The sequence below is a fragment of the Kribbella sp. CA-293567 genome (genome assembly GCF_027627575.1).
Taxonomy (GTDB): Bacteria; Actinomycetota; Actinomycetes; order Propionibacteriales; family Kribbellaceae; genus Kribbella.
This window is the reverse complement of the sequence record NZ_CP114065.1, coordinates 3824619-3851263: the sequence shown is the minus strand read 5'-3', so window position 1 is coordinate 3851263 and position 26645 is coordinate 3824619. Positions and strand designations below refer to the sequence as shown.

At 68.8% G+C, this 26645-nt stretch carries 26 protein-coding genes; 7 read left to right on the top strand and 19 right to left on the bottom strand.

Annotation, left to right across the window (positions count from 1 at the left end; translation table 11 throughout):
- Nucleotides 1-54 precede the first annotated feature (54 nt).
- On the bottom strand, nucleotides 55-3369 hold the full coding sequence (locus OX958_RS17675) for a M28 family peptidase (protein ID WP_270129833.1): 3315 nt from the start codon (nucleotides 3367-3369) through the stop codon (nucleotides 55-57).
- 196 nt (nucleotides 3370-3565) lie between these two features.
- On the opposite strand from OX958_RS17675, the gene OX958_RS17670 reads away from it, so the two are divergent.
- From OX958_RS17670 to OX958_RS17650, 5 genes are all read left to right on the top strand, one after another.
- Nucleotides 3566-4540 (top strand): LysR family transcriptional regulator, encoded by a 975-nt coding sequence (locus tag OX958_RS17670; protein WP_270129832.1) that lies wholly within the window; start codon nucleotides 3566-3568, stop codon nucleotides 4538-4540.
- 52 nt (nucleotides 4541-4592) lie between these two features.
- Nucleotides 4593-5018, top strand: a complete 426-nt coding sequence (locus OX958_RS17665) for a hypothetical protein (protein WP_270129831.1) — start codon at nucleotides 4593-4595, stop codon at nucleotides 5016-5018.
- Nucleotides 4985-5746 (top strand): PIN domain-containing protein, encoded by a 762-nt coding sequence (locus OX958_RS17660; protein ID WP_270129829.1) that lies wholly within the window; start codon nucleotides 4985-4987, stop codon nucleotides 5744-5746. Before OX958_RS17665 ends, OX958_RS17660 begins: the two co-directional genes overlap by 34 nt.
- Before the next feature lie 98 nt (nucleotides 5747-5844).
- On the top strand, nucleotides 5845-6267 hold the full coding sequence (locus tag OX958_RS17655; protein ID WP_270129828.1) for a hypothetical protein: 423 nt from the start codon (nucleotides 5845-5847) through the stop codon (nucleotides 6265-6267).
- 6 nt (nucleotides 6268-6273) lie between these two features.
- Entirely contained in the window at nucleotides 6274-6996 is a 723-nt protein-coding gene (locus OX958_RS17650; RefSeq protein ID WP_270129826.1) for a PIN domain-containing protein, read from the top strand.
- Between the two features lie 83 nt (nucleotides 6997-7079).
- On the opposite strand, the gene OX958_RS17645 is transcribed toward OX958_RS17650, so the two are convergent.
- A complete protein-coding gene (locus OX958_RS17645) occupies nucleotides 7080-7631 on the bottom strand; it encodes a DUF1707 and FHA domain-containing protein (RefSeq protein ID WP_270129825.1) in 552 nt (183 codons plus the stop codon).
- Between the two features lie 42 nt (nucleotides 7632-7673).
- Nucleotides 7674-8762 carry an ATP-dependent DNA ligase gene (locus OX958_RS17640; RefSeq protein WP_270129823.1) on the bottom strand — a complete coding sequence of 363 codons (1089 nt, stop codon included), beginning with the start codon at nucleotides 8760-8762 and terminating at the stop codon, nucleotides 7674-7676.
- A gap of 79 nt (nucleotides 8763-8841) precedes the next feature.
- Here OX958_RS17640 and OX958_RS17635 point away from each other — a divergent pair, with 79 nt between their 5' ends.
- Nucleotides 8842-9339, top strand: coding sequence for a hypothetical protein (locus OX958_RS17635; protein ID WP_270129822.1), 498 nt, complete (start codon nucleotides 8842-8844; stop codon nucleotides 9337-9339).
- A 39-nt stretch (nucleotides 9340-9378) separates the two neighbouring features.
- On the opposite strand, the gene OX958_RS17630 is transcribed toward OX958_RS17635, so the two are convergent.
- From OX958_RS17630 to OX958_RS17615, 4 genes are all read right to left on the bottom strand, one after another.
- Nucleotides 9379-9555 carry a hypothetical protein gene (locus tag OX958_RS17630; RefSeq protein WP_270129821.1) on the bottom strand — a complete coding sequence of 59 codons (177 nt, stop codon included), beginning with the start codon at nucleotides 9553-9555 and terminating at the stop codon, nucleotides 9379-9381.
- 36 nt (nucleotides 9556-9591) lie between these two features.
- Complete coding sequence (locus OX958_RS17625) at nucleotides 9592-11487, bottom strand: ABC transporter ATP-binding protein (protein WP_270129819.1); 1896 nt, start codon at nucleotides 11485-11487, stop codon at nucleotides 9592-9594.
- A 76-nt stretch (nucleotides 11488-11563) separates the two neighbouring features.
- The gene (locus tag OX958_RS17620) at nucleotides 11564-12334 is read right to left on the bottom strand and encodes an enoyl-CoA hydratase/isomerase family protein (RefSeq protein ID WP_270129818.1); all 771 of its coding nucleotides are present in this window, start codon (nucleotides 12332-12334) and stop codon (nucleotides 11564-11566) included.
- Nucleotides 12335-12398: 64 nt separating this feature from the next.
- Nucleotides 12399-13997, bottom strand: a complete 1599-nt coding sequence (locus OX958_RS17615) for an ABC-F family ATP-binding cassette domain-containing protein (protein WP_270129816.1) — start codon at nucleotides 13995-13997, stop codon at nucleotides 12399-12401.
- Nucleotides 13998-14116: 119 nt separating this feature from the next.
- On the opposite strand from OX958_RS17615, the gene ypfJ reads away from it, so the two are divergent.
- Entirely contained in the window at nucleotides 14117-15022 is a 906-nt protein-coding gene (ypfJ, locus tag OX958_RS17610) for a KPN_02809 family neutral zinc metallopeptidase (protein WP_270129814.1), read from the top strand.
- Between the two features lie 63 nt (nucleotides 15023-15085).
- Here ypfJ and OX958_RS17605 read toward each other — a convergent pair whose 3' ends face one another.
- From OX958_RS17605 to OX958_RS17550, 12 genes are all read right to left on the bottom strand, one after another.
- Nucleotides 15086-18052, bottom strand: coding sequence for a hypothetical protein (locus OX958_RS17605; RefSeq protein ID WP_270129813.1), 2967 nt, complete (start codon nucleotides 18050-18052; stop codon nucleotides 15086-15088).
- A gap of 13 nt (nucleotides 18053-18065) precedes the next feature.
- Nucleotides 18066-19007: a hypothetical protein gene (locus tag OX958_RS17600; protein ID WP_270129812.1), complete on the bottom strand. Its 942-nt coding sequence runs from the start codon at nucleotides 19005-19007 to the stop codon at nucleotides 18066-18068.
- A 106-nt stretch (nucleotides 19008-19113) separates the two neighbouring features.
- The gene (locus tag OX958_RS17595) at nucleotides 19114-19764 is read right to left on the bottom strand and encodes a hypothetical protein (RefSeq protein ID WP_270129811.1); all 651 of its coding nucleotides are present in this window, start codon (nucleotides 19762-19764) and stop codon (nucleotides 19114-19116) included.
- Nucleotides 19765-19796: 32 nt separating this feature from the next.
- Nucleotides 19797-20687 (bottom strand): TadE/TadG family type IV pilus assembly protein, encoded by an 891-nt coding sequence (locus OX958_RS17590; protein ID WP_270129809.1) that lies wholly within the window; start codon nucleotides 20685-20687, stop codon nucleotides 19797-19799.
- Nucleotides 20671-21111 carry a TadE/TadG family type IV pilus assembly protein gene (locus tag OX958_RS17585; protein ID WP_270129807.1) on the bottom strand — a complete coding sequence of 147 codons (441 nt, stop codon included), beginning with the start codon at nucleotides 21109-21111 and terminating at the stop codon, nucleotides 20671-20673. Before OX958_RS17585 ends, OX958_RS17590 begins: the two co-directional genes overlap by 17 nt.
- Before the next feature lie 7 nt (nucleotides 21112-21118).
- Nucleotides 21119-21580, bottom strand: a complete 462-nt coding sequence (locus OX958_RS17580) for a TadE family protein (protein ID WP_270129805.1) — start codon at nucleotides 21578-21580, stop codon at nucleotides 21119-21121.
- On the bottom strand, nucleotides 21561-21794 hold the full coding sequence (locus OX958_RS17575) for a hypothetical protein (RefSeq protein WP_270129803.1): 234 nt from the start codon (nucleotides 21792-21794) through the stop codon (nucleotides 21561-21563). Before OX958_RS17575 ends, OX958_RS17580 begins: the two co-directional genes overlap by 20 nt.
- 141 nt (nucleotides 21795-21935) lie before the next feature.
- Nucleotides 21936-22856 (bottom strand): type II secretion system F family protein, encoded by a 921-nt coding sequence (locus tag OX958_RS17570; RefSeq protein WP_270129801.1) that lies wholly within the window; start codon nucleotides 22854-22856, stop codon nucleotides 21936-21938.
- A complete protein-coding gene (locus OX958_RS17565; RefSeq protein WP_270129799.1) occupies nucleotides 22853-23758 on the bottom strand; it encodes a type II secretion system F family protein in 906 nt (301 codons plus the stop codon). The genes OX958_RS17570 and OX958_RS17565 overlap by 4 nt, the downstream gene beginning before the upstream one ends.
- Nucleotides 23758-25068 (bottom strand): CpaF family protein, encoded by a 1311-nt coding sequence (locus OX958_RS17560; RefSeq protein ID WP_270129797.1) that lies wholly within the window; start codon nucleotides 25066-25068, stop codon nucleotides 23758-23760. Before OX958_RS17560 ends, OX958_RS17565 begins: the two co-directional genes overlap by 1 nt.
- On the bottom strand, nucleotides 25065-25874 hold the full coding sequence (locus OX958_RS17555) for a hypothetical protein (protein ID WP_270129795.1): 810 nt from the start codon (nucleotides 25872-25874) through the stop codon (nucleotides 25065-25067). Before OX958_RS17555 ends, OX958_RS17560 begins: the two co-directional genes overlap by 4 nt.
- A complete protein-coding gene (locus tag OX958_RS17550; RefSeq protein ID WP_270129793.1) occupies nucleotides 25874-26602 on the bottom strand; it encodes an SAF domain-containing protein in 729 nt (242 codons plus the stop codon). Before OX958_RS17550 ends, OX958_RS17555 begins: the two co-directional genes overlap by 1 nt.
- Between the last annotated feature and the right edge of the window lie 43 nt (nucleotides 26603-26645).

Here is a 26645-nt window from a genome sequence, read left to right as displayed (position 1 = left end):
CAGAGCGCCCCGGACCGCCTGGTGGACGGTCCGGGGCGCTCTGCCGCTGGCTACTTACCAGATCGTGTACGCGAAAGTGGCACGTCCTGTCGCTCCGCCACTGTCGGTTCCGGTCACTGTCGCCGTGTAAGAGCCGCGAACCGCCGGCGTACCCGAGATCACTCCGGCCGCGCTGATCGACAAGCCCGCAGGCAGGCCTGTCGCCCGGAAGGTGATCGGTTTGCCGGCGCTCGAGGTGGCGCGGATCTGCAGCGGGAAGGACGAGAAGCCGACGAACCCGTACTGCGAACCCGGGTTCTGCACGGTCACGGTCCCGGTCGAGGAGCCCGTCACCGTCAAGCTGTACGTCGCTTCGTGGCTGACCGCGCCCGTTCCCTTCACGACCACCTGGTACGTACCGGCCGGAGTCGAGGCCGTCGTTGCCAGAGTGAGCGTGGAGGAGCTGCCCGACTGCACCGTCGACGGTGAGAAGCTCGCCGTCGCCCCAGCCGGCAGCCCGCTCGCCGACAACTGGACGGACTGCGCGTCACCGCTGGTGGTCGTCGTACCGACCGTCGACTGCACCGAGCTGCCCGGGGCAACCGACCCCGAGGCCGGGCTCAGCGAGACCGAGAAGTCGCTACCGGTCGGCGGGACATCGCCGACCGCGAGCTTCCACAGTCCGTACGCCGCGGCGTCGGCGCTCCGGTCGAGCACCGTGGCCGAGATGTTGGCCGGGTACTTGTCACAGGACGCGTGGTAGCACGGGTCGTACGCCGAGTTGGCGGTGCCGCCCCACTTCTGCGCCTGCGCGGTGGTCTTGCGGGCACTCGCACCCGCGGCGACACCGCTGGTCGGGATGCCCGCGTTCTTGAACGAGGCGTCGTCGGACCGGCCGGCGCCCTCGGTGTTCTCCTCCGGCTGCAGGTTCAGGCCGTCGTAGAAGGCCTTCAGCACCTTGCCGGTCTCGCTGGTGATGTTGTTGACGAAGTACCCGGCGTTGGTCGAGCCGACCATGTCGAAGTTGAAGTACGCCTTGATCTTCGACCGGTCCGCCGAGGCCAGCTGGTTGACGTAGAACTCCGACCCGTTCAGGCCCTGCTCCTCGTCGGTCCACCAGCCGAACCGGACGTGCTTGACCAGCGACGGCTTGTCCTGGGCGAGCCGCAGGGCGACCTCCAGGATGGCGGCCGAGCCGGACGCGTTGTCGTTGCTGCCGGCACCGGAACTGACGCTGTCCAGGTGCGCCCCGAGCATGATCACCTGGTTGGTGTCACCGCCGGGGAAGTCGGCGATCAGGTTGTCCGACGGGTACTGGCAGTTGGTGCAGCGCTGCTTGACGACCGTGTAGCCGGCGTCGCGCAGCTTCTGCTCGATGTAGCTGACCGACGCGGTGTAGCCCGCGCTGCCGGCCCGGCGGTTACCGCCGTTGTTGTCGGCCGCCTGCTGGAGCGCGACCAGGTGGGCCTTGACCTTCTCCACGTCGATGTCCGGTACGCCGGCGGGCGGGGTGGTACCGCCGACGGTGAGCCGGTACGTCGCGGTCTTGTCCACGTCCGTGCCGTCACCGGTGATCGTCACGTTGTACGTGCCGGTCGCGGTGCTGGACGTGGTGGCGATCCGGAGCGTCGAGGAGTTGCCCGACTGGACCGAGCTCGGGTCGAAGGTCGCCGTCGCGCCGGTGGGCAGACCGGTCGCGGTGAACCGGACCGTCTGGGCCGAGCCGCTGCCGATCACGGTGTTCAGCGTGGCCGACACGGCCTCGCCGGGCTTGACCGAACCGCTGGCCGGGGACACCGACAGGGTGAAGTCGCTGCCGCTCTGGATGCAGGTCGCCTCGTTCGACTGGGCCGCGACGGAGACGGCGTCCCAGGCGGCCTTCACCTTGCCGTGCAGGGCGCAGGTGCTGTCCAGGTTCTTGGCGGCGTTCAGCGTGGTCGAACGCCACTTGCCGTACGACATCCCGGACGTCTTGCTCAGCATGGCGTTGTAGAACACCTTGCCGGCTTCCTTGATGCCGATGCCCGTCAACGTGGTGTTGTTGCAGGTCGGGCTGGTCGGCTGGCCGTTGGTCGGGTTGGTGCCCTCGGCCAGCAGGTAGAACCAGTGGTTCATCGGGCCGGCGGCGGCGTGCACCGACGACGGCAGGCTGCTGGAGTTGCAGTTCGGGTGACCCGAGACCTTGGACGGGTTGTACATGTACCGGATCGGGCCGGCGCCGGTCAGGTTGATCGTCTCGCCGACCTCGTAGTCCGGCTTGTCGTTCGGGTTGTTCAGGTAGGACTCGGTCAACGCCCCCCAGATGTCGGCGACCGCTTCCTGTGACGGGTGACCCGAGATGCCACCCGGCGTGTACGCGTCCAGACCGTGGCCGTACTCGTGGGCCACCACATCGGTCGCGGTGATCCAGTTGCGGGCGTTGTTGTAGCCGAAGACGACACCGTCGGTGTTCGACCCCGCGCCCCAGTAGGCGTTGGTCTCGTTCAGCCCGACGAGCGCGTCGGCCCACTTGCCCTGGCCGTCGAGCCCGTTGCGCCCGTACCAGTTCTTCAGCATGTCCCACTCGCCGGCGGCGGTGTACATGACGTCGGTGCAACCGGCTTCCTTGTCGGTCTTCGACGTGCTGCCCCACACGTCGTCCGCGCCGGAGAAGGTGGCACCGTTGGAGTGGTCGCCGCAGCGCAGGCTGGGGCGGGCCGGGTCGGTCATCGTGTAGGTCGAGCCCGACCGGGTGGTGCCGATGGTCAGGTTCGACCCGTTCCAGATTCCGGTGCCGGTACCGGACGCGGTCTGCTCGATCGAGTGCACGACCTTGCCGGTGCGGGCGTCGACGTACACCTTCTGCCGGCTCGCGTGGTCGTCGTGCCGACCTTCCACGATCGCTTCCCAGGCGAGTACTGCCTTCTTGCCTCCGGCGTACACGACCAGGGTCGGGTCGCCGGGAGCCGGCTTGCCGTGGTCGACGGACTTGAGGGCCGCCTTCTTCGCGGCGGCCTTGGTGACGACCGGCGTACGGTCGACCTTGATGACATCTTGCTGAGCCACGGTCAGGCTCTTGGCGTTGCCCTGGGCATCGGTCGTGACGACGAAGTCGCCGCCGATCACGGCCAGGTCCTGGTACGTCCGCTGGTAGCTCACGTACTGCAGGCCCCACGGGGTACTGATCTCCTGCTGGCGGACGAACTGGTCGTCCGGGCTCGCCTTGAGTTCGGCGACCCGGCCCTGGACCAGCTTGTCGGCGGTCTTGACCGCCGCCGCTCTGGGATTGACGGGCGGTTGGGCTTGTTGAGCGTCGGCCGCGGGCATCTTCATGGCAACGACCGCGGTGGCGGCGGCTGCCAGGCTCAGCACGCAACCGGCTGCGACAGTGCGCAGGGCTGTGCTCTTCACTCGGACACTTCCTCACTGAGGGGGCGGGTGCCCCCGCCACCGGCCGGGGGGCTGCAATCCACAGCCGGACGATGGCGGGGGCGAGGATGCCTGGGTCCGCTGGGCAGGTGGATGAACTCCTGGCGTCCTCTGTGGGAAGAGATTGACACCTGCGAGTTATGGCTGTGATATCCCAGCAGGGCATAACCTCACCGCTATGGAGCTGGAACTTCGTCATCTGCGAGTGGTCTGCCGCCTTGCCGACACCGGCAGCGTGTCGAAGGCCGCGGCCGGGCTGGGCGTCTCACAGCCGTCTTTGACCGCCCAGCTGCACAGAATCGAGGACGCGATCGGCGGCATCCTGTTCGAACGCGGCCCGTACGGCGTGGTCGCGACACCGCTCGGGAAGCACGTTCTGGGCCGCGCGCGGGCGATGCTGGCCGACATGGACGAGCTGGTCGGCAGCAGCCGGCGTTATACGTCCACGTCCGCCGTACTCCGTCTTGGCGCTGTGCGCACGGTGATGTTCGGAGCGTGGCTGTCCCGCCTGGAAGAGCTGCTCCCCGACCGCCAACTCGCCACCCAGGTGGACGCCTCGTGCGCAGTACTGACGGACCTGCTGGCCGCGGACGTGGTCGACGTGGTCATGCTCGGCCGGTGCGACGACGCGTACGCGCCACCGTGCCCACCCGGAATCCGTGAGCAGACGATGGTCTGGCCGGAGCCCTTCGCGGTCGCCCTCCCCGCCGACCACCGGCTGGCCGGCAAGGAAGCGGTGGCGCTCGCAGATCTCGCCGACGACATCTGGATCTGCCCGCCGGCCGGCAAGGAGGACGGCGACCTCGCCTACCTCCGCAGCATCTGCGAGTCGGCCGGCTTCACCCCCGAGTTCCGCTACGCCAACCTCGACACCTCCGAGATCGAACAGTTAATAGGTGCCGGCCGAGGCATCAGCCTCTGCGCCCCCACCGTCCGCGAGATCCCCAACACCGTCGTCCTCCCCATCACCGGCCACCCACTGCTCTGGCGCCGGGCCCTCCGCTGGCGCGCCGACAGCACCCCCCAGGAAGACATAGACCGAATCCACCAGGCCTTCGTCGACGTCTACACCCGAACCATCGCCACCCACGCCGCCGCCCGCCCCTGGTGGTCCGCCAATCCAGGCGCCCACCCGACGGTCCACCAGCCGTAACCCTGTGGACAACCTCCCCCGGCTCCGGCAGCCGGCGCCCTAGAATCCCCCCGTGGAGATCCTGCCAAGCCAGTCCGAGGTGTTCCTGCTCGCCGACACCGACCGCCGCGTCACTCCCGACGGCCCAGCACTGATCGGACGCAACGGCAACCGGCGGGAGATCCCCCAGAAGGTCGCCGAAGCGATGGAGTTCGTCGAAGCCGCCATGCAAGCCGGCTTCGCCGTGCAGATCACGGCACTGCGCCACGAACTTCCCATCGACGAGGCAGCGGACGCTGTGTCGCTGGGGCGCGACGAGCTACGTCTGCTGGTCAGCCAGGGTGAGATCCCGTTCCGCTCGTCGGAGTACGTGGACTGGGTACGACTGGCCGACGTACTGGCTCTGAGCGCTCGCCTGGACGCCGATCGCGAGAAGATGCTGCAGTCCTTCGCCGAGGAGGAGCCGTGGGACGACGACGGCTCGCCGAGCAACGGCTGACCTCGATGGCCACTGTTCGTACTGCCTTCCTCGACGCGAACGTCGTCCGCGGCCAGCTCACCACCGACATCATGCTGACGCTGGCGGCGGAGCGCCTCTACCGCCCGAAGTGGTCGCCGGAGGTGCAGGCCGAAGCCATCCGCAACAAGCCGCCCGGAGCCAGCGAGCAAGCGGTCACCGGCCGGTTCGCGCAGATGGACAAGGTGTTCCCCGCCGCGATGACGACCGGGTACGACGAACTGACGCCGCAGATGCGGGCCGACGAGAAGGACAAGCACGTCCTCGCCGCCGCCGTCCACAGCAAGGCCGACGTCCTGGTCACCGAGAACACGAAGGACTTCGACCCACCGCGCAGCGGAAGTCACGCGATGAAGGTCGAACGAACCTCCGAGTTCCTGAACCAGGTGCTCGACGACAACCCGGACAAGGTCGTGCGCAGCCTGCAGAAGATGGTCGCCCGCAACCGTCGTACTCCGCAGACGATGCCCGAACTCATCGACAAGATGGCGACCCAACAGGACCTCGAGGGGTTCGCGCACAAACTCAACGGCATCGTCCCGCCCGAACAACGCGGAACCCACCCGAACCTGCAGACGACACAAGCCGCCAAGGCTGCGCTCGACGGGGTCGCGTCACCCACCAAGGCGGCCGAGAAACCTGGGTCTGCACCTCAGGCACGTAAGGCCGGCGCGAGCGGACCGGAGAAGTCGGCCGACAAGGAGCTGTAGCGGCAGGATCAGATGGGTGGTTCTCGGTCGGGTGCCGTCGCGACGGGGATGTGGATAACCTCCGGCCTGCGAGATGGCTGGCGCTCTAGGATCAGCCCATGGACGTCATGCCGAGCCGGACCGAGGTCTTTCTGCTGACCGAGGATGAGCGTGATCTCGTGCGCGATGGCGCGGCGCTGGTGAGCCCGGATGGGACACGGCAGGACATCCCGCCGAAAGTGCACGAGGTGATGGCGTTCGTTGAGGCTGCGCTCCGGCAGGGGTATGCCCTCCAGATCACTCCGCTGCGGCAGGAAGTGCCGGTGGATCAGGCCGCAGACGCTATCTCGATGTCCCGTCGGCAGTTCCGGCAGCACGTCGGGAAGGGCGAGATCCCGTTTCGCACCAGTGAGTACGTCGATTGGGTGAAGCTGTCCGATGTGCTCGCCTTCGATGCCCGGCTGAAGGCGCAGCGTGAGGAGGCGCTCCAGGCGCTGGCGGACGAGGAGCCCTGGGACGACGAGCCGCCGACAGTTCGCTGATCTCCGATGGCGAATCCTCCTGTCGCGTTCCTCGATGCCAATGTGCTTCGCGGTCAGCTCACGACGGACGTGATGCTCAGCGTTGCTGACAGCAAGCTCTTCGAACCGCAGTGGTCCGCCGAGGTACTGGATGAGGTGAAGCGCAACCGTCCCGCCGGTGTGACCGCCGAGCGTGCCGACGGCCGGCTAGCTCAGATGGCGAAAGCTTTTCCCGAAGCGTTGATCACCGACTATCAACACCGGATGTCTGACATGCGAGCGGACGAGAAGGACAAACACGTCCTCGCCGCCGCCGTTCACGGTGAAGCGGACGTCCTGGTGACGGACAACGTGAAGGACTTCGACCCGCCGGCCACAGGCTCGAACGCCATGCCGGTCGAACGCACCTCGGAGTTCCTCGGCCGGCTCCTCGCCGAAGAACCGCAGCTCGTGGTCGACTCGATGGAGAAAATGGTCGCCCGCAACCGCCGAGCGCCGCGGACGATGCCTGAGCTGATCGACAAGATGGTGACCCAGCAGGATCTCAAGGAGTTTGCGCACAAGCTCAACGGGATCGTCCGGCCTGAGCAGCGTGGGAGTCATCCTGATCTGCAGGCGGTGCGGGCTGCCAAGGTGGCGCTTGATGGGCTTTCGGCGCCAACGCGGACTGCTGGTGAGACCGGAGTGGCATCGGAGGGTCGCAGAGGTGGCGGCAAAGGGACGGAGAAGTCACCGGGTGCGGAGCTCTGACGGGGGCCGGACGCCGTGGTGAGGCGGCCGTCGCCAGAGAGGCTGACGATCCCGGACGTACGCCGGTGTCGCGTTCGCGAGAGCTAGCTCGGGTCGGTCCAAGTCAGGTGGTAGGTGACTGCGCCGAAGCGGATGTGGTCGCCGGGGCGGACTTGGACGGGGGTGGTGATGCGGAGGCCGTTGAGGTGGGTGCCGTTCATGGAGCCGAGGTCTCGGAGGAGCCAGCCGTTGTCGGTGGGGCGGAGTTCGGCGTGGAAGCGGGAGACGGAGAGGTCGGCGAGGCGGAGGGTGGCGCCGGGGACTCGGCCGATGCGGACTGTCGGGGAGCCGGGTGGGGGCAGGGCCAGGCCTTGGGGGCGGACGGGCGTTGCCGCGGGGCGGAGCGCGAGGGTCAGGCGGGGGACGCGGGCGAGCAGGCGGTTGAGGAGCTGGATCGCTCGGGGCTCGGTGCCGGGGAGGTCGTGGGTGGCGTTGGCGAGTTCGCGGCGGCTCTGAGCCCGGAGTACGAAGTTCATCCGGCGGATGAAGGTGTCGTGGGAGAGGCGGCCGGAGCCGGCGCCGTCGCGGAGGATCGCCAGGGCGCGGTCACGCTCGGCGTCCGAGGGACGCGCCAGCTCGATCCGTTCCGCCGTCATCTCTGGATTGTCCGCGCCCCCGGGTTCACCTGTCCAGCACGGTCAGCCGGCGGACGCCTCCGGGCGGGCGGTCAGTACGTCGGCGAGGTCGAACTTGATCGGCTCCTCGAGCTGCTCGTAGGTGCACGACTCCGGCGTACGGTCCTCGCGCCACTGCACGAACTGCGCGGTGTGCCGAAAGCGCACGCCTTCCATGTGGTCGTACTTGACCTCGACCACCCGCTCGGGACGCAGCGGTACGAAGCTGAGGTCCTTGCCCGCCTGCCACCTGCTTCCTTCGGCGTTGCGTGGAGTCCGGTTGCCCTCTTCCTGCTTGGCCCAGGCCCACGGGTGGTTGTCGAAGTCGGTGACGTACTCCTGCATCTCCACGAACAACTCCTCGCGCCGCGCCATCGGGAACGCGCCGATGACGCCGACGCTCGCGAGCACCCCCTCGGAGTTGTAGAGCCCGAGCAGCAGCGACCCGATCCGGTTGTCGCCGCTCTTGTGCAGCCGGTAGCCGGCCACGACACAGTCGGCGGTCCGGACGTGCTTGATCTTGAACATCGTCCGCTTGTCCGGCTCGTACAACCCGTCGAGCGGTTTCGCGATCACGCCGTCCAGCCCGGCGCCCTCGAACTGGTGGAACCACTCCGTCGCGGTCGCCTGGTCAGTGGTCGTCCGGGTCAGGTGGATCGGCGCCGCGGCCTCGGCCAGCGCCTGCTCCAACGCCTCACGCCGCTCGGCGAACGGCCGCTCGGTGTAGTCGGTGTCCCCCAGCGCGAGCAGGTCGAACGCGACGAAGCGCGCCGGCGTCGTCTCCGACAGCATTTTGACCCGGGAGGCCGCGGGATGGATCCGCTGTTGCAGCGCCTCGAAGTCGAGCCGGTCCCCCGACGCGCCGACCACGACGATCTCGCCGTCGATCACGCACCGGTCGGGCAGGTTCGCCTTGAGCGCCTCGACCAGCTCCGGGAAGTACCGCGTCATCGGCTTCTCGTTGCGGCTGCCGATCTCCACCTCGTCACCGTCGCGGAAGATGATCGAGCGGAAACCGTCCCATTTCGGCTCGAAGCTGACGTTTCCGTCCGGGATCTGCTTGATCGGCTTCGCCAGCATCGGCGGGACCGGCGGCATCACGGGGAGCAACATGACGCCATTCTGCCCCCAAGTCGCTCATTGCGGGGGCATGATGGGGGCATACCGACTGGTTCGAACCGGAGGTACCGAGATGTATGACGTCGTGCTGCTCGTGGAGCAGGAACTGACCGAACCCGATGCCCGCCGCGTGGTGGAGCTCCATCAGGACCTGCCCGAGCCGGTGAAGTACCACGTGGTGGTGCCGTGTCACAACGCCGAGGCCGGCGTGGAGGCGTCCATCAGCGCGCTCGGGACGGCCGATCTCTACGGGCCGGGACTCGCCGACCAGCGTCAGGATCTGGCCGAGGCGCAGAAGGCGATCGACAGCGAGGCCAAGGACTGCACTGGCCGCAGCGTCCAGCGGCTGCGCGATCTCGGTCAGCAGGCCGACGGCGGGATCTCGCACGACCGCCCGATCGAGGCGCTCACCTCGACGGTCGAGAAGGTCGGCGGCCGCGAGGTCATCATCCTCACCCGGCCGCACATCGTCGCCGAGTTCTTCCATCTCGACTGGACCAACTCGGCCCGCCGCCACCTCGGCGTACCGGTTCTCCACTTGCTCGAACAGGACGAGAAGCGCAAGAGCTAACACCTCGTACTGCGCGCCGCCGCGCTGAGGCCGGCTGCGTCAGTGCAGGAGGAGGGCCGCGTAGGTGCAGCCCGCGGCGAGGGCGGCGAACAGCAGAGCGAGTGTCGTTCTGAGGCGGTGCTGGCCGACCTTGCCGTAGTGGCGGCCGTCCTCGGAGTGGTATGCCAGCTTGTAGCCCGTGTAGCCGGCGGCCAGTACGAGCGCGAGCTTGATCACTCGGCAACCCTCCCTGACGACCTCACACGGACAACCTCAGACGCCTGCTGCTGAACCCGACTGGGCGAACTGGGTGTGGTACAGATCCGCGTACTCGCCGTCGAGGGCGAGCAGCTCGTCGTGGGTGCCGCGCTCGACGATGTTGCCGTGGTCAACGACCAGGATCTGGTCCGCGTTGCGCACGGTCGACAGCCGGTGCGCGATCACCAGTGACGTCCGGCCTTCGAGGGCAGTGTCGAGCGCCTGCTGGACCGCCACCTCCGACTCGGAGTCGAGGTGAGCCGTCGCCTCGTCCAGTACGACGACGTGCGGTGCCTTCAGCAACAACCTCGCGATCGCCAGGCGTTGCCGCTCGCCACCGGAGAGCCGGTGACCGCGATCGCCGACCACCGTGTCCAGACCGTCCGGCAACGACGAGACCAGCTCCCAGACCTGCGCCGAGCGGAGTGCCTCCACCATCTCCTCGTCGGTCGCGCCCGGTTTGGCGTAGGCCAGGTTGGACCGGATGGTGTCATGGAACATGTGCGCGTCCTGGGTGACATAGCCGATCGTGTCGTGCAGCGACTGCAGCGTCACCTCGCGGACGTCGTGACCGCCGATCTTCACCGAGCCACCGGTCACGTCGTACAACCGGGCGACCAGGTTGGTGATGGTCGTCTTGCCCGCGCCGGACGGACCGACCAGGGCGACCATCTGGCCGGGCTCGACCTCGAAGCTGATGTCCTCGATCACCTGCGCGGAGGCTCGCTTGTCGAGCACCGCGACGGACTCCAGGCTCGCCAGCGACACCTGGTCCGCGGTCGGATAGGCGAACGACACCTTGTCGAAGCTGACCGAGGCGGCGTTGTCCGGTAGCGGCCGGGCGTCCGGAGCGTCCTGGATCATCGGCTTCAGGTCGAGCACCTCGAAGACGCGCTCGAAGGAGACCAGGGCGGTCATCACGTCGACGCGTACGTTCGACAGGGCGGTCAGCGGGCCGTAGAGGCGCCCGAGCAACGCGACGAGCGCGAGCAGAGTGCCGACCGTCAGCGTCTCCCGGACGGCGAGGTTGCCGCCCACGCCGTACACGAGCGCGGTTGCCAGCGCCGCGACCAGGGTGAGCGCGGTGAAGAAGACCCGCCCCAGCATCGCGATCCGGATCCCCAGATCCCGAACCCGCCCCGACTGCACGCTGAACCGCGCGTTCTCCAGCTCCGGCTTGCCGAACAGCGTCACCAGCAGCGCGCCGCCGACGGAGAACCGCTCGGTCATCGCCGTCGACATGTCCGCGTTGAGCTGCATCTGCTCGCGCGTCATCGCGGCCAGCCGGCGGCCGAGATACCGCGCCGGCAACAGGAAGACCGGCAGCAGCAGGATCGCCACCACGGTCAGCTGCCAGCTCAGCAGCAGCATCGCGCCGACCACGAGGATCAGGCTGATCACGTTGGACACGACGCCGGACAAGGTCGAGGTGAAGGCCTGCTGTGCGCCGATGACATCGGTGTTGAGCCGGGAGACCAGGGCGCCGGTCTGCGTCCTGGTGAAGAACGCGATCGGCATCCGCTGCACGTGGGCGAAGACCTGCGTCCGCAGGTCGTAGATCAGGCCCTCACCGATCCGCGCCGAGAACCAGCGCTGCATCAGTCCGAGGGCGGCCTCGATGACGGCCAGCAGAGCGACCACCAGCGCCAGCGAGGTGACCAGACCGCCGTTGCCCTTGATGATGCCGTCGTCGACGATCTTCTTGAACAGCAGCGGCGAGGCGATCACCAGGACCGCCGAGACCACCACCAGCAGCAGGAAGAAGGTGATGTGCAGCTTGAACGGTTTCGCGAACCGCAGGATGCGCCGCAGCGTGCCCTTGGCCAGCTTGCGATCCACCACCGACGCGTCCTGCCGCCGCCAGCCCATCGCACCGCCGGTGCCGCCACCCATTCGCATCCCTGAAGACATCCGGTCCCCTCCCCGCAATCAACTCGTCAACCTTGACAACACTTGAGGTCGTCCGAAACTTCCCGCCCGGCGCCGGTCAGCCGAACTGGGCGATGAGCTCCTTCAGCCGCCGCGTCTGCGCCTCGCGCTCGGCAGTCAGCTGTTCGTCGTACGAACGATCGGCGGCGCCCAGCAGCAGCGCCTTGGTCTCCCGCACCGCGCCGACCAGCGGCGACAGCACCGCCTCCGACAGGTCCTTCACCGTCCCAGCCAACTCCTCGCCCGGTACCACGATGTTCGCCAGCCCCAGCTGGAGCGCCTCGTCGGCCTCGACCCAGCGCGACGTCACGCAGATCTCCAACGCCCGCGAGTACCCGACCAGTTGGACCAGCGGTTGCGTCCCGCCCAGATCAGGCACCAGCCCGAGCGCCGGCTCACGCATGCTGAACTTCGCGTCCGGAGTAATGACTCTCAGATCGCACGCGAGCGCCAGCTGGAAACCGGCTCCAACCGCGTGACCCTGCACCGCGGCAATGCTGATGATCTCCGGCCTGCGCAGCCAGGAGAAGCCCGCTTGGAAGTGCGAGATCAGCTCTTGCAACTCCGGATCGGGTTTCTTCCCGAGCGTAAGCAGCGGCTCCTGACCGTCGACCGGCTCGCCCATCATCAGGTTGCGGTCGAGCCCGGCCGAGAACGACTGCCCCTCCCCCGACACGACCACCACCCGCACGTCGCCGGACAGCGACGCGCCGAAGTCCGACAAGGCCGCCCACATCGCCGGAGTCTGCGCGTTGCGCACCTCCGGCCGGTCCAGCACCACCCGGGCAACAGGCCCGTCCACCGTCAACCGCAGTCCGAGATCGCTCATGCCAGTGAACATACGGCACCTCGCCGCGGTTTCGGTGCGGCGATCGTCACCTGTGGAAAAGCCCCTAGGCGAGCGACACCAGGTCGGCGTAGTCGTTGGTCCAGAGGTCCTCGACGCCGTCCGGCAGCAGCAGGACACGCTCGGGCTCGAGCGCCGCGACGGCACCCTCGTCGTGGGTGACCAGCACGATGGCGCCGGCGTACGAGCGGATCGCGTTCAGTACTTCGGTGCGCGACGCGGGGTCCAGGTTGTTGGTGGGCTCGTCGAGCAGCAGCACGTTCGCCGCCGAGACGACGAGCGTGGCCAGCGCGAGCCGGGTCTTCTCGCCGCCCGACAACACACTGGCCGGCTTGTCCGCGTCGTCGCCGCTGAACAGGAACGAGCCGAGCACCGACCGGGCCTGGGTCTCGTTGAGGTCCGGCGCCGCGGTCTTCATGTTCTCCAGCACGGTCCGGTTGACGTCGAGGGTCTCGTGCTCCTGCGCGTAGTACCCGAGCTTGAGGCCGTGGCCGTCGATCACCTCACCGGTGTCGGACTTCTCGATCCCGGAAAGCACCCGCAGCAGGGTGGTCTTGCCGGCGCCGTTCAGACCCAGGACGACGACCCGCGAGCCGCGGTCGATCGCCAGGTCGACGTCGGTGAAGATCTCCAGCGACCCGTACGACTTCGACAGCTCCCTGGCCATCAGCGGGGTCTTGCCACACGCGGCCGGGGTCGGGAAGGTGATCTTCGCCACCCGGTCCGAGGAGCGCTCGGCCTCGAGCGAGGACATCAGCTTCTCGGCCCGCTTCAGCATCTGCTGCGCACCCGCGGCCTTGGTCGCCTTGGCGCGCATCTTGTTCGCCTGGTCGACCAGCTGGGTGGCCTTCTTCTCGGCGTTGGCGCGCTCGCGCTTCCGCCGCCGGGCGTCGGTCTCGCGCTGGGTCAGGTAGGCCTTCCAGCCGACGTTGTAGACGTCCATCTCGGCTCGGTTGGCATCCAGGTGGAAGACCCGGGTGACGGTGTCCTCCAGCAGGTTCACGTCGTGGCTGATCATGATCACGCCACCGGGATAGCTTTTCAGGAAGTCGCGCAGCCAGACGATCGAGTCGGCGTCCAGGTGGTTGGTCGGCTCGTCCAGCAGCAGCGTCTCCGCCTGGGCGAACAGGATCCGGGCCAGCTCTACCCGGCGCCGCTGACCACCCGACAGGGTGCCCAGTGGCTGCCCCAGCACCCGATCGGGCAGGCCGAGGTTGGCGGAGATGCGGGCCGCTTCGGACTCGGCGGCGTACCCACCGGCGGCGTGCAGGTCGGCCTCGGCGCGCTCGTAGCGCCGCATCCCCTTCTCGCGCGTCTTCTCGTCCGCGCTGGCCATCGCCTTCTCCGCGTTGCGCATCCGCCGGACCACCTCGTCCAGTCCGCGCGCGGACAGGATCCGGTCGCGAGCCAGGATCTCGAGGTCACCGGTCCGCGGGTCCTGCGGCAGGTAGCCGATCTCACCCGACGACGAGACCGAACCGCCGGCCGGCAGACCCTCGCCGGCCAGGATCTTGGTCAGCGTCGTCTTCCCGGCGCCGTTCCGACCGACCAAGCCGACCTTGTCCCCCGGGTTGACGCGGAAAGAGGCAGGCGAAAGGAGTTGCCTGGCCCCGACACGTACCTCGAGGTTGGAGACAGTGATCATGGCGGCGCAGGTGTCCTCAGGTCGGGGGTCCAGCACATCGGGTCGGCTGAACGGAAGCAGGCCGGCAGGGACGCGTCACAAGGCGCCCTCTTGCAGCGACGAGGTCTAGTGTATGCGGTGTGAAATTCAACCCTGACGCCGACTTGGACACCAGTGGCGTGGAAGACACCCGCGGCAGCGGTGGCGGAGGCGGCCGGCTCCCCGGCGGCATGGGCATTCCGGTCGGTGGTGGCATCGGCGGCGTCGTCCTGCTGATCATCGTCCTGCTCCTGAACGGCGGCCTCCCCGGTGGGGGCGGCGGCGCCGACGAACCGGCCGTCCAGAACACGGCGGCAGGCAACCTCGACTCCTGCAAGAAGGGCTCGGACCTCACCTCCAACAAGGACTGCCGGTTCGTCTTCTACCAGAACTCGATCCAGAACTTCTGGGCCGCCGAGCTGCCCCGCCGGGGCAAGAAGTACGTTCCGGCGCCGATGCGCGTCTTCGACAACTCGGTGAACACCGGTTGCGGCCCCGCGACGGCGGCGGTCGGCCCGTTCTACTGCCCGCCCGACAAGCGGGTCTACCTGGAGCTCGGGTTCTTCAAGACCCTGCAGACCGACCTCGGGGCCCGGGGCGGCGACTTCGCCGAGGCGTACGTCGTGGCGCACGAGTACGGCCACCACATCCAGAACCTCTACGGCATCCTCGGCAAGATCAAGTCCCGCGAGGGACCGGAGTCGGACTCGGTCCGCTCCGAGCTGCAGGCCGACTGCCTGGCCGGCATCTGGACCAACCACGCGACCAAGGTGCCCAGCAGCGGCGGCAAGCCACTGATCACCGAACTCTCCGAGGACGACATCGCTCGCGGCCTGGACGCTGCCGCGTCCGTCGGGGACGACCGCATCCAGGAGAAGACCCAGGGTCAGGTCAACCCGGAGAGCTTCAGCCACGGCACCGCCGAGCAGCGGATGAAGTGGTTCAAGATCGGCATGGACTCCGGTGACATGACCACCTGCGACACCTGGTCCGCCAGTTCGCTCTGATCCATCCAACAGAAACCGCCCCGAGAGGAGATCCTCTCGGGGCGGTTCTCGTTGGTGCCGGTACTACGCGACCGCGGCGGGGCGGTGGTAGCCCGGTAGGAGCTCGTCGACCAGGGCGTCGGTCTCGGGCTCGGCGCCGCGGGGGCCGCCGTGCTTGGCGAGGGCCGAGTACATCTGGCCGGCGACGTTGGAGACGTCGTTCGTCGTACCGAAGTGCGCGGCCAGGCGCAGGGTGGCTCGCCACAGGTCCTCGGAGGCCGGTGAGAAGCTCAGGCCGGTCTGCAGCGCCGTACGGGCCAGGTTGCCGTCGTTGTGGCTCAGGCCCGCTTCTGCCAGCTTCAGTGCCGCGTCGACGACTGCCTCGGCCATCTTGCGCTCGATGCCGGAAGCAGCGAGCCAGGAGTAGCGTCCGGCGGGCAGGTTCGACCAGGACTGCCCGTGCACCAGGCTCAGAGCCGTCGACAGCGGAGCGCGCGGGTCGTCCATCAGCGACGCCTGCTTGGCCAGCGTGCGGAAGACGTCCCAGTCGACCCGGACGATGCTGCGGTTGAGCAGCCAGCGGCCGGACTCGTCGGCGTACATGGCGTCGACGCCCACCCACTTGCGGGTGTGCTCCAGCGCCGCGTTGCGCAGCTCGTCGCTGATCCCGCGCGGCCAGATCGCTCCGGCCAGCACGTTCGGGTGTACGCCGTAGTCCTGGCTGGCCAGGAACGCCACGATCTCCGTCGACAGCGCGACCCGACCCGGGTCGAGCTCGCCACTGGCGTCCACCTCGACCGGACCGAGCAGATCGACCTCGACCGGCGCCGGACGGGTCAGGTCGGCCTGGGAGAACTCGTACGCCGGCAGGTCCTGGTCGCCGCGCCGCTTGTCCAGCGCCTCCGACTCGGCCACACCGAACAGCGCGACCAGATCCGCGAACTGGGACGGGTTGATGCTGTGGGCATCGACCTCGAGCCCGAGCAGCCGGCAGACGGCCTGGTTCTTCTCGTCCACCACGAACCGCCACGGTGAACTCATCACGTCACCGACGACGACCACCGCGACACAGCGCTTCGGGTCGTTGGCCAGCCGGGCGAGCTGCTGCTCCTCCTCCGGCGACGGCGGCGCCGACATGAAGATGATCTCCGGACCCCACAGCATCGGGTCCGGGTGAGCCAGCCGGGCGTCGGCGACGCTGGTGGCGTCCCGCCGCTCGCAGGCCTGCACCTGGGCGTCCGTCCGGCGCGTCACCTCGCGCAACGCGTCGTCCAGTCGCACCCAGTAGCTCAAGCGGCTCGGCGCCAGCGTCGACAGGTCGTCGCCGAAGCCGATCATGCTGACGTGGGCGCCTTCGGACCACAGGTTCGTGGCCAGCTCGGCCGCGAGCGAACCGACGACGTCCCGGGAGGCGTTCGTGACGCCGCCGAAGCTGACGATGCCGTCGGCCGTGTCGAGATCGACCAGCACGGTCGCCCCGTCGGCGTTGCGGCCGAGGGTGACCAGAGTCGGGTACGGCGCGGGCGCGTCCACGTCGCCCTCCGGCGCGTAGGCGCGGCGCAGTACCCAGCGGGTGCCGTCGGCGATGGCCTGCCACGGGCCCGGAGGTGCCGCCGGGGACTCCCCCGGCTCCAGCACGAGCGTCAGCGCGCGATCGGTGACCAGAGCAGCCACCACGGTCGGCATCACGCGGTTGTCGCTGGTCAGTGTCGCGCCGAGTGAACGCAGAGCGTTGTCGACGAAACGAGCAGTCGGTACGTCGGACGCCAGGCGCAGGCCGATCTCGGTCTGCCGATGCCCGGCCGCCTTCGGACCGGGGCCCTGGGCCCAGCCCCGACGACGCCTCAGCGCGAGGGCGAGACCAGCGGCGAGCAACGTGGCGCCGAAGCCGTAGATGCCGGCCTGAGTGGTGTCGAACCCGGCGTCCTCGACCGGGGTCCCGGCCTGCACCGGCTCATCCTGCTCGGCGGACGCCTTCTCGCCCGCGCCCGTCTCGGAACCCTGCTGACCGGTCTTGGCGGTCGGGTCGTTCGCGGCGCTGCCGATCCCGATCGACGAACCCGCCTCGGCCTGCTGCTGCTCGAACCAGCGGCTGCCGGTCGCGTTCGTGCCCTGCTCGGCGGTCCGCGTTTCGCTCGACGCGTTGGCCTTCGCGGTCGGCTTGGCGCTGGGCCTCGCGGTCGGCGACGTCTTGGTCGCCGCCTTGTGGTCCACGTTGACGAGCACGGTGTGCACCCCGGCGCCCTTGGCGTCGGCCGGCAACCGCACCTGCCAGCCCGGCATGATCAGATCCGGGTTGGTCAGCCGGCGCCCGTCGGGCTGCAGCTTGTTCTTGTTGAGCTCGTAGATCTCCTTGTACCGCCGGCCTTCGCCGAGGTAGCGCTCCGCGATGTCCCACAGGCAGTCGTAGTTGCGGCCCTGCGGCGGCTTGACCTCGGTGTACTTCACGACCTGACCGGCCTGGTCGTTGTTCGTCCGTACGCCGGTGTGCGTGCGCTTCACCGACGGCGCGCCGACCTGGACCGTGCTGCGCGGCTCGTTCTGCCGGAACGCGTCCTGGGCGGCGCTGCTGTCGTTGCCCTGGGAAACACTCACCGAGGACGGGTTGCCGAGCGGCGCGGAGGTGACCGCGGTGGCGGCCGGCAGCGTGACGCTGGCGGCCCCCGCGATCAGCACGACGCCCGAGATCAGCCGGCGGGCCAGCGTCTGCGAACCGCCACCCAGCGGCACCCGCGGCGACAGCCCGTGCCCCTTGATCTCGGCGATCGCCTCCGCGACCAGGCAGACGACGAAGTGCAGCCAGGCCAGCCAGACGAAGAAGGTGATGATGCCGATGATCGTCTCGGCGGTCAGCTGGTTGACCAGGAAGTCCCGGTCCGGCACCTGGTCCGGCCACGGCGTACCGAAGAACCGGAGCAGCACGTACGGAACGCCACCCACGATCGCGACGATCGCCAGCAGCGAAGCCAGCCCCTTGAGCCGCTCCCCCGCCCCACCGCTCGACCGCTGCGGCAGCCGCGCGTTGCGCACCGGCTCACCCGTCTTCACCATCGTCGTGCCTCCCTTACCCACCGATGGACTGCAATTCCTGCACAGGCAGGCGTTGTACCGCGTTGATGTCGGCGGTGCCGACCGGGATCCAGTTCGGCCCGCCCTTCCAGTAGGCGACCGTCCAGGTGATCGTCAGCTTCACCGTGTACATCCCGTCGGGCTGGTTCGCGCTCGACCGCTTGTACTTGTGCGAGCAGGTGCTCATCTGGGAGAACGGGTCGGCCTTCTCGTCGTAGCCGTCGAAGTTGTCGTCGAGCTTCCCGACGCCCATCCGGCACTCGAAAGGCGGCGTTCCGTCACCCGGATCGACCTTCATCATCGTCACCAGACCGCGCATGGTGAGGTTGTGGGTGAGGTCGTAGAAGGCACTGTCCAGCTCCGGGTCACCCTGGGTGTTCTTCAGGATCATGGAGCTTTCCCGCGTCAGCGAGAAGTACGCCGGGACGTTGACCCGCGGGGTGTAGGTCGGCTTCACCTGCAGCGCCGGGTCCGGGTAGGTGCTGCCGAACTCGGCCCAGAACGGTTCCATGTAGTCGGTTCTGCGGCACTGCTGCCGCTCGTCACCGGACACCGGGACGATCGCTCGCTCCAGGTGGACGCCCGTACCGCCATTGACCGTGTCGAGGTCGTAGTCCTCGATCGTTACCCGGAGGACCCAGGTCTTGCCCTCCGGCGGTGGCCCGAGCTTGATGCCTCGGGGAACGTCGAAGTCGCGGCAGGGGATGAAGATGTTGTTGCCGAGCCGTTGCTTCCAGGTCGGCGGCGGGGGGCCATCACCGAAGTAGGCGGCGCCGGAACTGCAGAAGGCACCGAAGCCCACGGAGTTGACGTACATGCTGCAGACCTTGTCGCCCGAGGTGATCGTGTCCGCCGAGGCGGTCGACGTCGGGTAGACCGCCAGTAGTGCGACCACTGTGGTGAGGGCGATCAGCCCTCGGCTCACTCGGTTGCGCATCCTCACTCCAGAGTCTTGTCCTACTGGCAGGTTATCTTCGACCAGGGGCATCATGCCCGGTGAATTGTGTCCCGTCACGCGTTTCTGTCAACGATTCTGTTTCGATCTAGGCCGGAAAACGCACCTTTGCGCAATTCACGCCGGTTGACGGTGCCAACTGGTAAGGCAACCAGCCCAGGCCGGTACGGATCATGTCGATCACCTGCGGTGCACCCTTCGCGGCTACGACCCAACTCTTACTGCCGGGATTCCAGTACTGCGTGGTCTGGGAGCGGCACAGCTTCACCCTGATCACGTCGGGCGGCTGCGGCGAGGTGCCCATCACCACCACGCTGCCCGGTGGTTTCATCACCCAGCCGTTGCGCTTGGCTTCGTCGATGCCCTGCTGGACATCGGCGTAGAAATAGGCCGGGAAATTGTTCTTGATGATGTCGGCGTCCCGGGCGACCAGTGCACTGAAATAGACCGGGTAGCTCTTCACGAGGCCTTGGACGGCGGGGTTGCTCGCGAAGTTCCCGGCGACGACGGTCACCTGCCCCTTGGCCGGGGGCGGCGGAGCGGCAGTGGTCACCGGGGCTGACGGCTTCTTCGTCGGGGCGGCGGTGGGCTGCGCGCTCGGCGTACCGCTGAGGGTGATGGTGGGAGCGTCGCCGCCTTCGACCGGCACCGGCATCCCGCCGTCCTCCGAACTGCCACCGCAGGCGGACAGCAGCAGGGCCGCGGACAGCAGGGCGGCTGGGATGGCTGTACGTCGCACGACGGAGGCTCCTAGGCGGTCGGGGCGGATCATCAGTTGGCTGCCGGGGGCACGGAGTTTTGCGGTACTCCGACGGGCGCGCCACCGCCAGGCGGTTTGGTCGGCTTGGTCGAGACCGGAGGTTTGGTCGAGCCCGGCGGCTTGGACGGACTCTTCGTCGGCACCGATCTCGTCGGCGCCGTCGTCTCGGTGTCGTCGGAGTCGGTCGGCGACGGGGTGATGCTGGGGGTACAACTCCTCGGCAGCGGGAACGGGAGCGTCCATGGCGGGGTCGAGGCGCCGATGGTCCAGTTCGACGGGCACGGAATGTCCAGTGTCGGCGGGACCGCCGTGCTGGTGACCGGGATCTGTCCCGGACCGTCGGTTCGGGTGCCGATCACGATCGGCGGGATCTTCGGGCTGTCGTCGGCCTTGGTGACACCTTGCTCCGGGTGGGCTTCGCCGCTCCCGCTGGCGTTCAGGTTGCCGATGCCGACCATGCCGAGGAAGGTGGTCTTGTTGCCGATCACGACCTCGACCTTGACGGCGTCGTCGGTGAGTTCGGTGGTGCCGCACTTCTGGACGGCCTTGTCGTTGGAGACGATCTGGGCGCAGAAGGCCGAGACCGCGGTGCCGGCCTTGAGGGTGTCGATCCTGGCTTCGGCGCTGTTGAAGACGATGGTGGCCGCGCCGACCCGGGCGGCTTCCTGGGCGTAGCCGATGGCGCGGGACTTGGCGCCGAGCTGGCGGCCGCCGTCGATGACGAGGCCGGCCAGGGTGAAGATCATCACCGCGAGGATCGCGACCGCGGGGCTGAGCGCGCCGCGGTGGTTGCCGGGGGCATCGATTCGGACGAAGGCGGCGAGCTGCCGCCAGGGTGCGGACCGCCGAGCGCGGGGGCGGGCCGGCGTACCGGCCGCGCCGGGGTCAGGGCTGGCTGCCATCGCGGACACCTCGATAGGGGTCGACGGACGAGCTGAACCGCTTGGTGATGGTGGTGTTGCCACCGATGCCGAGCAGGCCGAGGTCGTGGTAGTTGATCGTGCAGGTCACCTCGACCGACAGCGCCGTACCGGCCGCGAAGCCGGTGGTGATGGTGCCGCCGGCCGAGTCCTGGCAGGACTTCACCGCCTGGGCCATCGTGCGGGTGACCGCGGCGTCGACCTGGCCCTGGGCGTCGCCCAGGGAGCGGGACTGGCTGGCGGACCGGGCGCCGTCGCGAGCGGCGTTCTCGAGCAGGGACGACGTCTGGAAGTAGCGTCCGCAGGCCAGCAGGAACATGAACAGGACCAGCAGGAGAGGCGCCAGAATCACCATCTCCAAAGCCATCGTCCCGCGTTCACCGCGGCGGGTCCCCAGGGTGGTCATGCCTCACTCACTTGTCGTCTGCTTCGAAGACTTCGATCGGGCCGGTGGCGGTCCGGCTGACGGTCAGTTTCAGGCCGGGGACCAGGGAGATGGTCTCACCGGTGACCGTGAACGACACCATTCCCTCGGGGCTGTTGTAAGCGGGCGGCAGCACCACGGCCTTGCCGAGGCTGTTGCCGCCCAGCTGGGACGCGTACGCCTCGATGTCGGCGCGGACCTTCTCCCCGATCGCGCCGGTGTAGAGCGGCGGCTGGACGAGTCTCAGCCGGGAGACCCCTTCCTGGGCCGCGTTCAGCGCGACCGACCGGCCGTAGAGCCACAGCGCGGTCTGGATGGAGACGAAGATCAGCGCCAGGATCGACGGCGCCAGGATCGCCAGCTCGAGCGAGGAGGCTCCTCGCTCCGAGCGGACCCGGCGCCGTTGACGAGAGCGTGACCGCGGCAACTCCTCAGCCGTTCTGGATCTCACCGGTGCGCTTGGTGATCACGTTCTTGACCACGACACCGATCGCCAGCGCGGCGGCCACCAGGATGGCCGAGATGATCGCCCACTCCAGCGCGGAGGCACCGAGCTCGGTGCGGGCGCCGCGGGCCCGGGCGTCGCGGCCACGGGCGCGTTGGGTGTGGGCCCGAGCCAGCGCGTAGCCGACCATCGCGCGCAAGAACTGCGTTTCCACGTTCATCCGGTAAACCCTCCGAAACTCGTTGTGTCACTCCTGAGCCCGATGCGAGCCTCAGTATGCCTGGTACGACGGACGAAAACGCCGGACGGATCCTTGTTCCCCGTCAGCACCGTCCCTAACTTCCCAGCTCGACTGCCCAGCTCAACTGCCCAGGATCGCCGCGCCCGCGGGATAACCGAGGAACAGCATGAACGCCGCGCACATCACCAGCTGCGCGACCAGCATCGACTGCGACCGCTCACCGGCCTTGCCCTCGACGTCGGCCAGCTCCTTGCGCCGCAGCGACGCGGCCCGGGCCAGCAGCGAGGAGCGGATCTTGGCGCCCTCGTCACCGGCCAGCGCTAGCGCGGAGGCCAGGTCCCGCATCTCCTCCACGCCGAGGTCCTCGCCGAGCCGGGCCATCGCGTCCCACGGCGTGATGCCGATCAGCCGCGCGTTCGCCAGCGCCTGCCGGATCCTCGCCATCGCCCAGTGGTCGCCGATGGTGGAGGCCGTCATCAGCGCCTCCGGCAGTCCCCGGCCACCGGCCAGGTTCATCGCGACCAGGTCCAGGAAGCTGCCGACCACGTGCCGGAAGTCGCGCCGGCGCGCCTCCGCCTCCTGGCGCAGCGCCAGGTCCGGCAGGAAGAACGCGAACGCCATCGCGCCGAGGGTGACGACCGCGGGGGTCGCGCCCGGCGGCGCGAACCCGAGCATCGCGAACATGACCAGGACGAACGGGATGAAGATCAGCGCGCCGAGGGCGAAGAAGACCTTGGTGGCCAGCATCGCGGCGAACGGCTGGTTCATCACCGCGAGGTCGCGGCGCAACCGCCCGAAGGCCCAGCCGCGCGCGTTCGCCTCGGCCTCCAGCCGTTGCCCGAGCGTGCTCCGGGCCCGGTCGATGCCGCCGAGCACCCGCTCCCCCGCGGCGCTGGCGGTGGCGGCACTGACGTACCCCGCCCGGCCGGCGTCGATCCGCGCGATCGTCGAGAGCACGTTGGCCCGCGGCCGGATCAGCAACCGGATCAGCAGGTAGACGCCCGCGCCGACCAGACCACCCGCGATGAAAGCGCCGGTCATCCGCCCACCACCTCCATCCGCTCGTCGCCGCTGCGCTGGGCCCGCCGGTCGTCACTGCGGATCAGGAACCGCTCCGGTACCTCGATCTTGGCCAGCTTGCGCAGCCAGACCAGGCCGACGGCGTACAGGGCGATCACGATGAACAGCACGAACTGCCCGACGAAACTCGTGTACGGCGAGACGTAGGCCGGGTTGAACAGGATCAGCGCGGCAGCCACCAGCAGCGTGATCGCCACCACCACCTGGACGCTGCGCCGGGTGGACCGTCGCTCCGCCGCCACCTTGCGCCGTACGTCGAGCTCCTCGCGGGCCGAGTCGGCCAAGGCGCTCAGCACCTCGCGCAGACCCGGACCGCGCAGCCGGGCGTTCAGCACCAGGGCGGCCACGATCAGGTCCGCGGACGGGTCGTTCAGGTCGTCGGCGAACCGCATCAGTGCCGAGGGCAACGGTTCGCGGATCCGCAACCGGTCGACCAGCAGGTTGAGGCTGGGCTTGATCGCGGGGGCCGCGTTGACCGCGGTGGCCGGGATCGCCTGCTCCAGACCGACCGCGCCGGCGATCGTGTCGCGGAGCGCCTCGGTCCAGGTGGCCAGCGCTTCCAGCCGCTCGATCGCGCGGCGTTCCTCGCCCGTGCCACCGAAGAACCGGTCGGCCAGCGCTGCGAGCAGCCCGAGCGCCGCCGCCAGCACCAGCCAGCGGGTGACGACGAGGACGATCAGGCCGACCGCGACGCCGGTACCGAGGCGGATCAGCTGTTTGCGGCCGTCGACGCTGCCGCCGCGCTGGAACAGCGACGGGGTCGACTCACGCGGCTCGGTACCGCGGATCGCGACCACCAGCAGCAGGATCGCGCCGCCGACGACGGCGCCGCACAGCAGAGACAACAGGGTCTGGCTGTCCATCACGTCCACCGGCCGTGCACGAGCGGCTGGTAGCCGAAGTGTTCGAGCTCGTCCATACAGGCGATCGGCGCGTGCGGCTGGGCCCGTCCGTCGGCGCCGGGAGCGAACACCTCGCCGGACAGCACCCGGCCGTCCCAGCCGGTCACCTCGCGGATGCTCTCGACGTAGCGGCTCATCGTGCCGCCGTGCTGGTAGTCGTTGTGCTTGCGGACGAACACGACGAAGTCGAGCGCGCCCGAGATCAGCATCTGGGTGGCCTCCATCGGCAGCCGCTCGGTCGCCTGGATGGCGTAGGTGCTGATCCGGTTGAACACCTCCATCGAGCTGTTCGAGTGGATCGTCGACAGCGAGCCGTCGTTGCCCTGGCTCATCGCGTTCAGCATCGTCACGATCTCGTCGCCGAGCACCTCACCGACGATCACCCGGCTGGGGTTCATCCGCAGCGAGCGGCGGACCAGGTCGGCCATGCTGACCTCGCCGACGCCCTCGGAGTTCGGCAGCCGCTCCTCGAACGCGACCACGTTCGGGTGCAGGTCCTTGAACTCCCCCAAGCCCAGCTCGAGCGAGCGCTCGACGGTGATCAGGCGCTCGTGCGGCTGGATCTCGTTGGCCAGGGCCCGCAGCAGCGTGGTCTTGCCGGAGTTGGTGGCGCCCGCGATCATCACGTTCTTGCGGGCCGCGACGGCGGCCTTGAGGAAGGAGGCGATGTCGGCGGACATGGTGCCGTTGGCCACCAGGTCCTGCAGGAACACCTTGCCGAGCCGGGATCGCCGGATCGAGACGGCCGGCCGTGACGTCACGCCCATCACGGCCGACAACCGCGATCCGTCGGGCAGTCGCAGGTCGAGCTGGGGGTTGGCCGAGTCGAACGGGCGGCTGGTCAGACCCGCGTGGGCGGCGAGGACCTGGATCAGCTCGATCAGTTCCTCGTCGTTGTCGGCCACCGGGCCGGGCCGTTCCTCCCGGCCGTCGCCGTACTGGATGAAGACCTGGTCGCAGCCGTTGATGTCGATGTTCTCGACTTCGAGGTCGTCGATGAGCGGCTGCAGCCGGCCGACTCCGAACAGCGCGGAGTGGATCGCGCCGGCGATCTGCGCGTCGTCGTCGGGGGTGGGCGGCGTACGCCCCTCGGCCAGTTCGTACCGGGCGTGGTCCTCGAGCACCTGGACGATCAGGGATCGCGCGTACTCCCGCTCGTCCTCGGCACTCATCGGCTGTACGCCGTTGGCCTGGTCGCGCCGGCGCTGCTCGTTCAGCCGCTCCGCCACCTGCACCCGGAGCTTGCGGACGAGTTCCTGATCGGCGCTCATCGGCCCTCCCAGGCGCCGTCCGGCGGGAACGCCGCCTGGGCCATGTCGAAGTCGTGCTGGGTCGGCATGGCGACCGCCGCCGCCATCTCGGCGGCTATGTCGGTCGCTGTCCGGATCAGCGGCGTACGGTCCAGGCGGCCGTGCCCACGGCCGTCGAAGAACGCGGCGCCGGCCGGGTCGTGGGCCAGATGCCAGCGGTACTGCACCGGCACGGCCATCGCGTCCAGCACGGACCAGACCTGCTTCACGCCGTCGCGCCGCTTGGGGTCGGCGATCACGATGACGCCGAGCTTGGCGTCGACGTGGTGCACGAGCTGGCCGAGCCGTTCCCGCAGGTGCGCCACCGAGGAACCGGTCGCGGTGCAGACCATCACGACCAGCCGAGCAGCCTGGACCACCGGCAACTGCGGTGAGGCCGGTCCGATCCGGCCACAGTCGGCGATGACGTCGGCGCTGAACATCTGGTTGAAGGTGATCCCGAGCGGCTCCCACAGGCCGCCCATGCCACCGATCTGCTCGGGCGAACGCACCCCGACCATCACGTCCAGGCCGCCGTTGAGCTGCTGGCTGTGCGCCAGGATGACGTCGTCGTCGAGGCCCTTGCGGCCCGCGGCCGCCAGGCTGACCAGGCCGCGGTCGGAGTTCAGCGGCTGGCCACCGGGTGCCGTCATCCGGATCGCCACGTCACTGCCGGCCGGGTCGCACTCGGCCAGCAGCACCTGCCGCGGCCAGAGCGCGCCGAGCACCAGGCTGGTGGTGGTCACCCCGGGCGAGCCCTTCGCGCTCGCCAGTGCGACGAGTGCCATCAGCGGGCTCCGTCGATCGGGACCTCGGTCGGCGTGTCGGCCGACAACTGAACCAGTACGAGGGTCTTGGAAGCGGCGGCCGAGGCGACCCCGACCGCCTTCGCGGTCGGCACCTCGATGGTCACGTTCAGCGTGGTGTTCGCGTTCGTCGTCTTGTCGGAGATCCCGCCCGACACGTCGATCACCCGGGCCGCGGTGACCAGCGTGGAGGAGGTGCCGCCGGGCTGGTTGGCGGCCGGCACCTGGATCACCTGGACGATGGCGCCACCGGCGAACCCACCGGCCGGTGCGCGGCCGCCCTCGAGGGTGACGCCGACCAAAGCTCCGCCGGCCGGGATCCGGTCGCGCGTGACGCTGTCCTTGCTGAGGTACTGACCGGGGTAGAGGTAGCTGGTCGCGTACTTACCCTCCACCGACTTCCACTCGGAGTACTTGACCAGGCCGCCGGTCTTGCCGGCCAGGTCTCCCCTGGCCAGCATCTTCGCCGTGATCTGCTGCCCGGGCTGGATCGTGGTGTTGGCAGCGACCGCGACATAGTCCTGCCGATCGCCGCTGCGCAGCGCGATCAAGGCGGACCCGGCGGCGCCGAGCAGGATCAGGATCACCGCCAGGGCGGCCAGCGCGGGGCGGCGCTCACGGCTGCTGGGAAGTCGGTTGGAGCCACCGACCGGAGCCTTGGAACCGCGGGCACCGGAGGGCGAGGGATGCGTGGGGGACGAGAAACTCACGCGCCTACCGTAATGGTCCATAGGGACCAAATGGACCGGACGG

Excerpts from the sequence above, each read along its gene's own strand:
- OX958_RS17670 (WP_270129832.1), top strand. The coding sequence starts at position 3,566 with ATGGAGCTGGAACTTCGTCATCTGCGAGTGGTCTGCCGCCTTGCCGAC.
- OX958_RS17655 (WP_270129828.1), top strand. The coding sequence starts at position 5,845 with ATGGACGTCATGCCGAGCCGGACCGAGGTCTTTCTGCTGACCGAGGAT.
- OX958_RS17650 (WP_270129826.1), top strand. The coding sequence starts at position 6,274 with ATGGCGAATCCTCCTGTCGCGTTCCTCGATGCCAATGTGCTTCGCGGT.
- OX958_RS17645 (WP_270129825.1), bottom strand. The coding sequence starts at position 7,631 with ATGACGGCGGAACGGATCGAGCTGGCGCGTCCCTCGGACGCCGAGCGT.
- OX958_RS17640 (WP_270129823.1), bottom strand. The coding sequence starts at position 8,762 with ATGTTGCTCCCCGTGATGCCGCCGGTCCCGCCGATGCTGGCGAAGCCG.
- OX958_RS17635 (WP_270129822.1), top strand. The coding sequence starts at position 8,842 with ATGTATGACGTCGTGCTGCTCGTGGAGCAGGAACTGACCGAACCCGAT.
- OX958_RS17625 (WP_270129819.1), bottom strand. The coding sequence starts at position 11,487 with ATGTCTTCAGGGATGCGAATGGGTGGCGGCACCGGCGGTGCGATGGGC.
- OX958_RS17620 (WP_270129818.1), bottom strand. The coding sequence starts at position 12,334 with ATGAGCGATCTCGGACTGCGGTTGACGGTGGACGGGCCTGTTGCCCGG.
- OX958_RS17615 (WP_270129816.1), bottom strand. The coding sequence starts at position 13,997 with ATGATCACTGTCTCCAACCTCGAGGTACGTGTCGGGGCCAGGCAACTC.
- OX958_RS17605 (WP_270129813.1), bottom strand. The coding sequence starts at position 18,052 with ATGGTGAAGACGGGTGAGCCGGTGCGCAACGCGCGGCTGCCGCAGCGG.
- OX958_RS17600 (WP_270129812.1), bottom strand. The coding sequence starts at position 19,007 with ATGCGCAACCGAGTGAGCCGAGGGCTGATCGCCCTCACCACAGTGGTC.
- OX958_RS17590 (WP_270129809.1), bottom strand. The coding sequence starts at position 20,687 with ATGGCAGCCAGCCCTGACCCCGGCGCGGCCGGTACGCCGGCCCGCCCC.
- OX958_RS17585 (WP_270129807.1), bottom strand. The coding sequence starts at position 21,111 with ATGACCACCCTGGGGACCCGCCGCGGTGAACGCGGGACGATGGCTTTG.
- OX958_RS17575 (WP_270129803.1), bottom strand. The coding sequence starts at position 21,794 with ATGAACGTGGAAACGCAGTTCTTGCGCGCGATGGTCGGCTACGCGCTG.
- OX958_RS17570 (WP_270129801.1), bottom strand. The coding sequence starts at position 22,856 with ATGACCGGCGCTTTCATCGCGGGTGGTCTGGTCGGCGCGGGCGTCTAC.
- OX958_RS17565 (WP_270129799.1), bottom strand. The coding sequence starts at position 23,758 with ATGGACAGCCAGACCCTGTTGTCTCTGCTGTGCGGCGCCGTCGTCGGC.
- OX958_RS17560 (WP_270129797.1), bottom strand. The coding sequence starts at position 25,068 with ATGAGCGCCGATCAGGAACTCGTCCGCAAGCTCCGGGTGCAGGTGGCG.
- OX958_RS17555 (WP_270129795.1), bottom strand. The coding sequence starts at position 25,874 with ATGGCACTCGTCGCACTGGCGAGCGCGAAGGGCTCGCCCGGGGTGACC.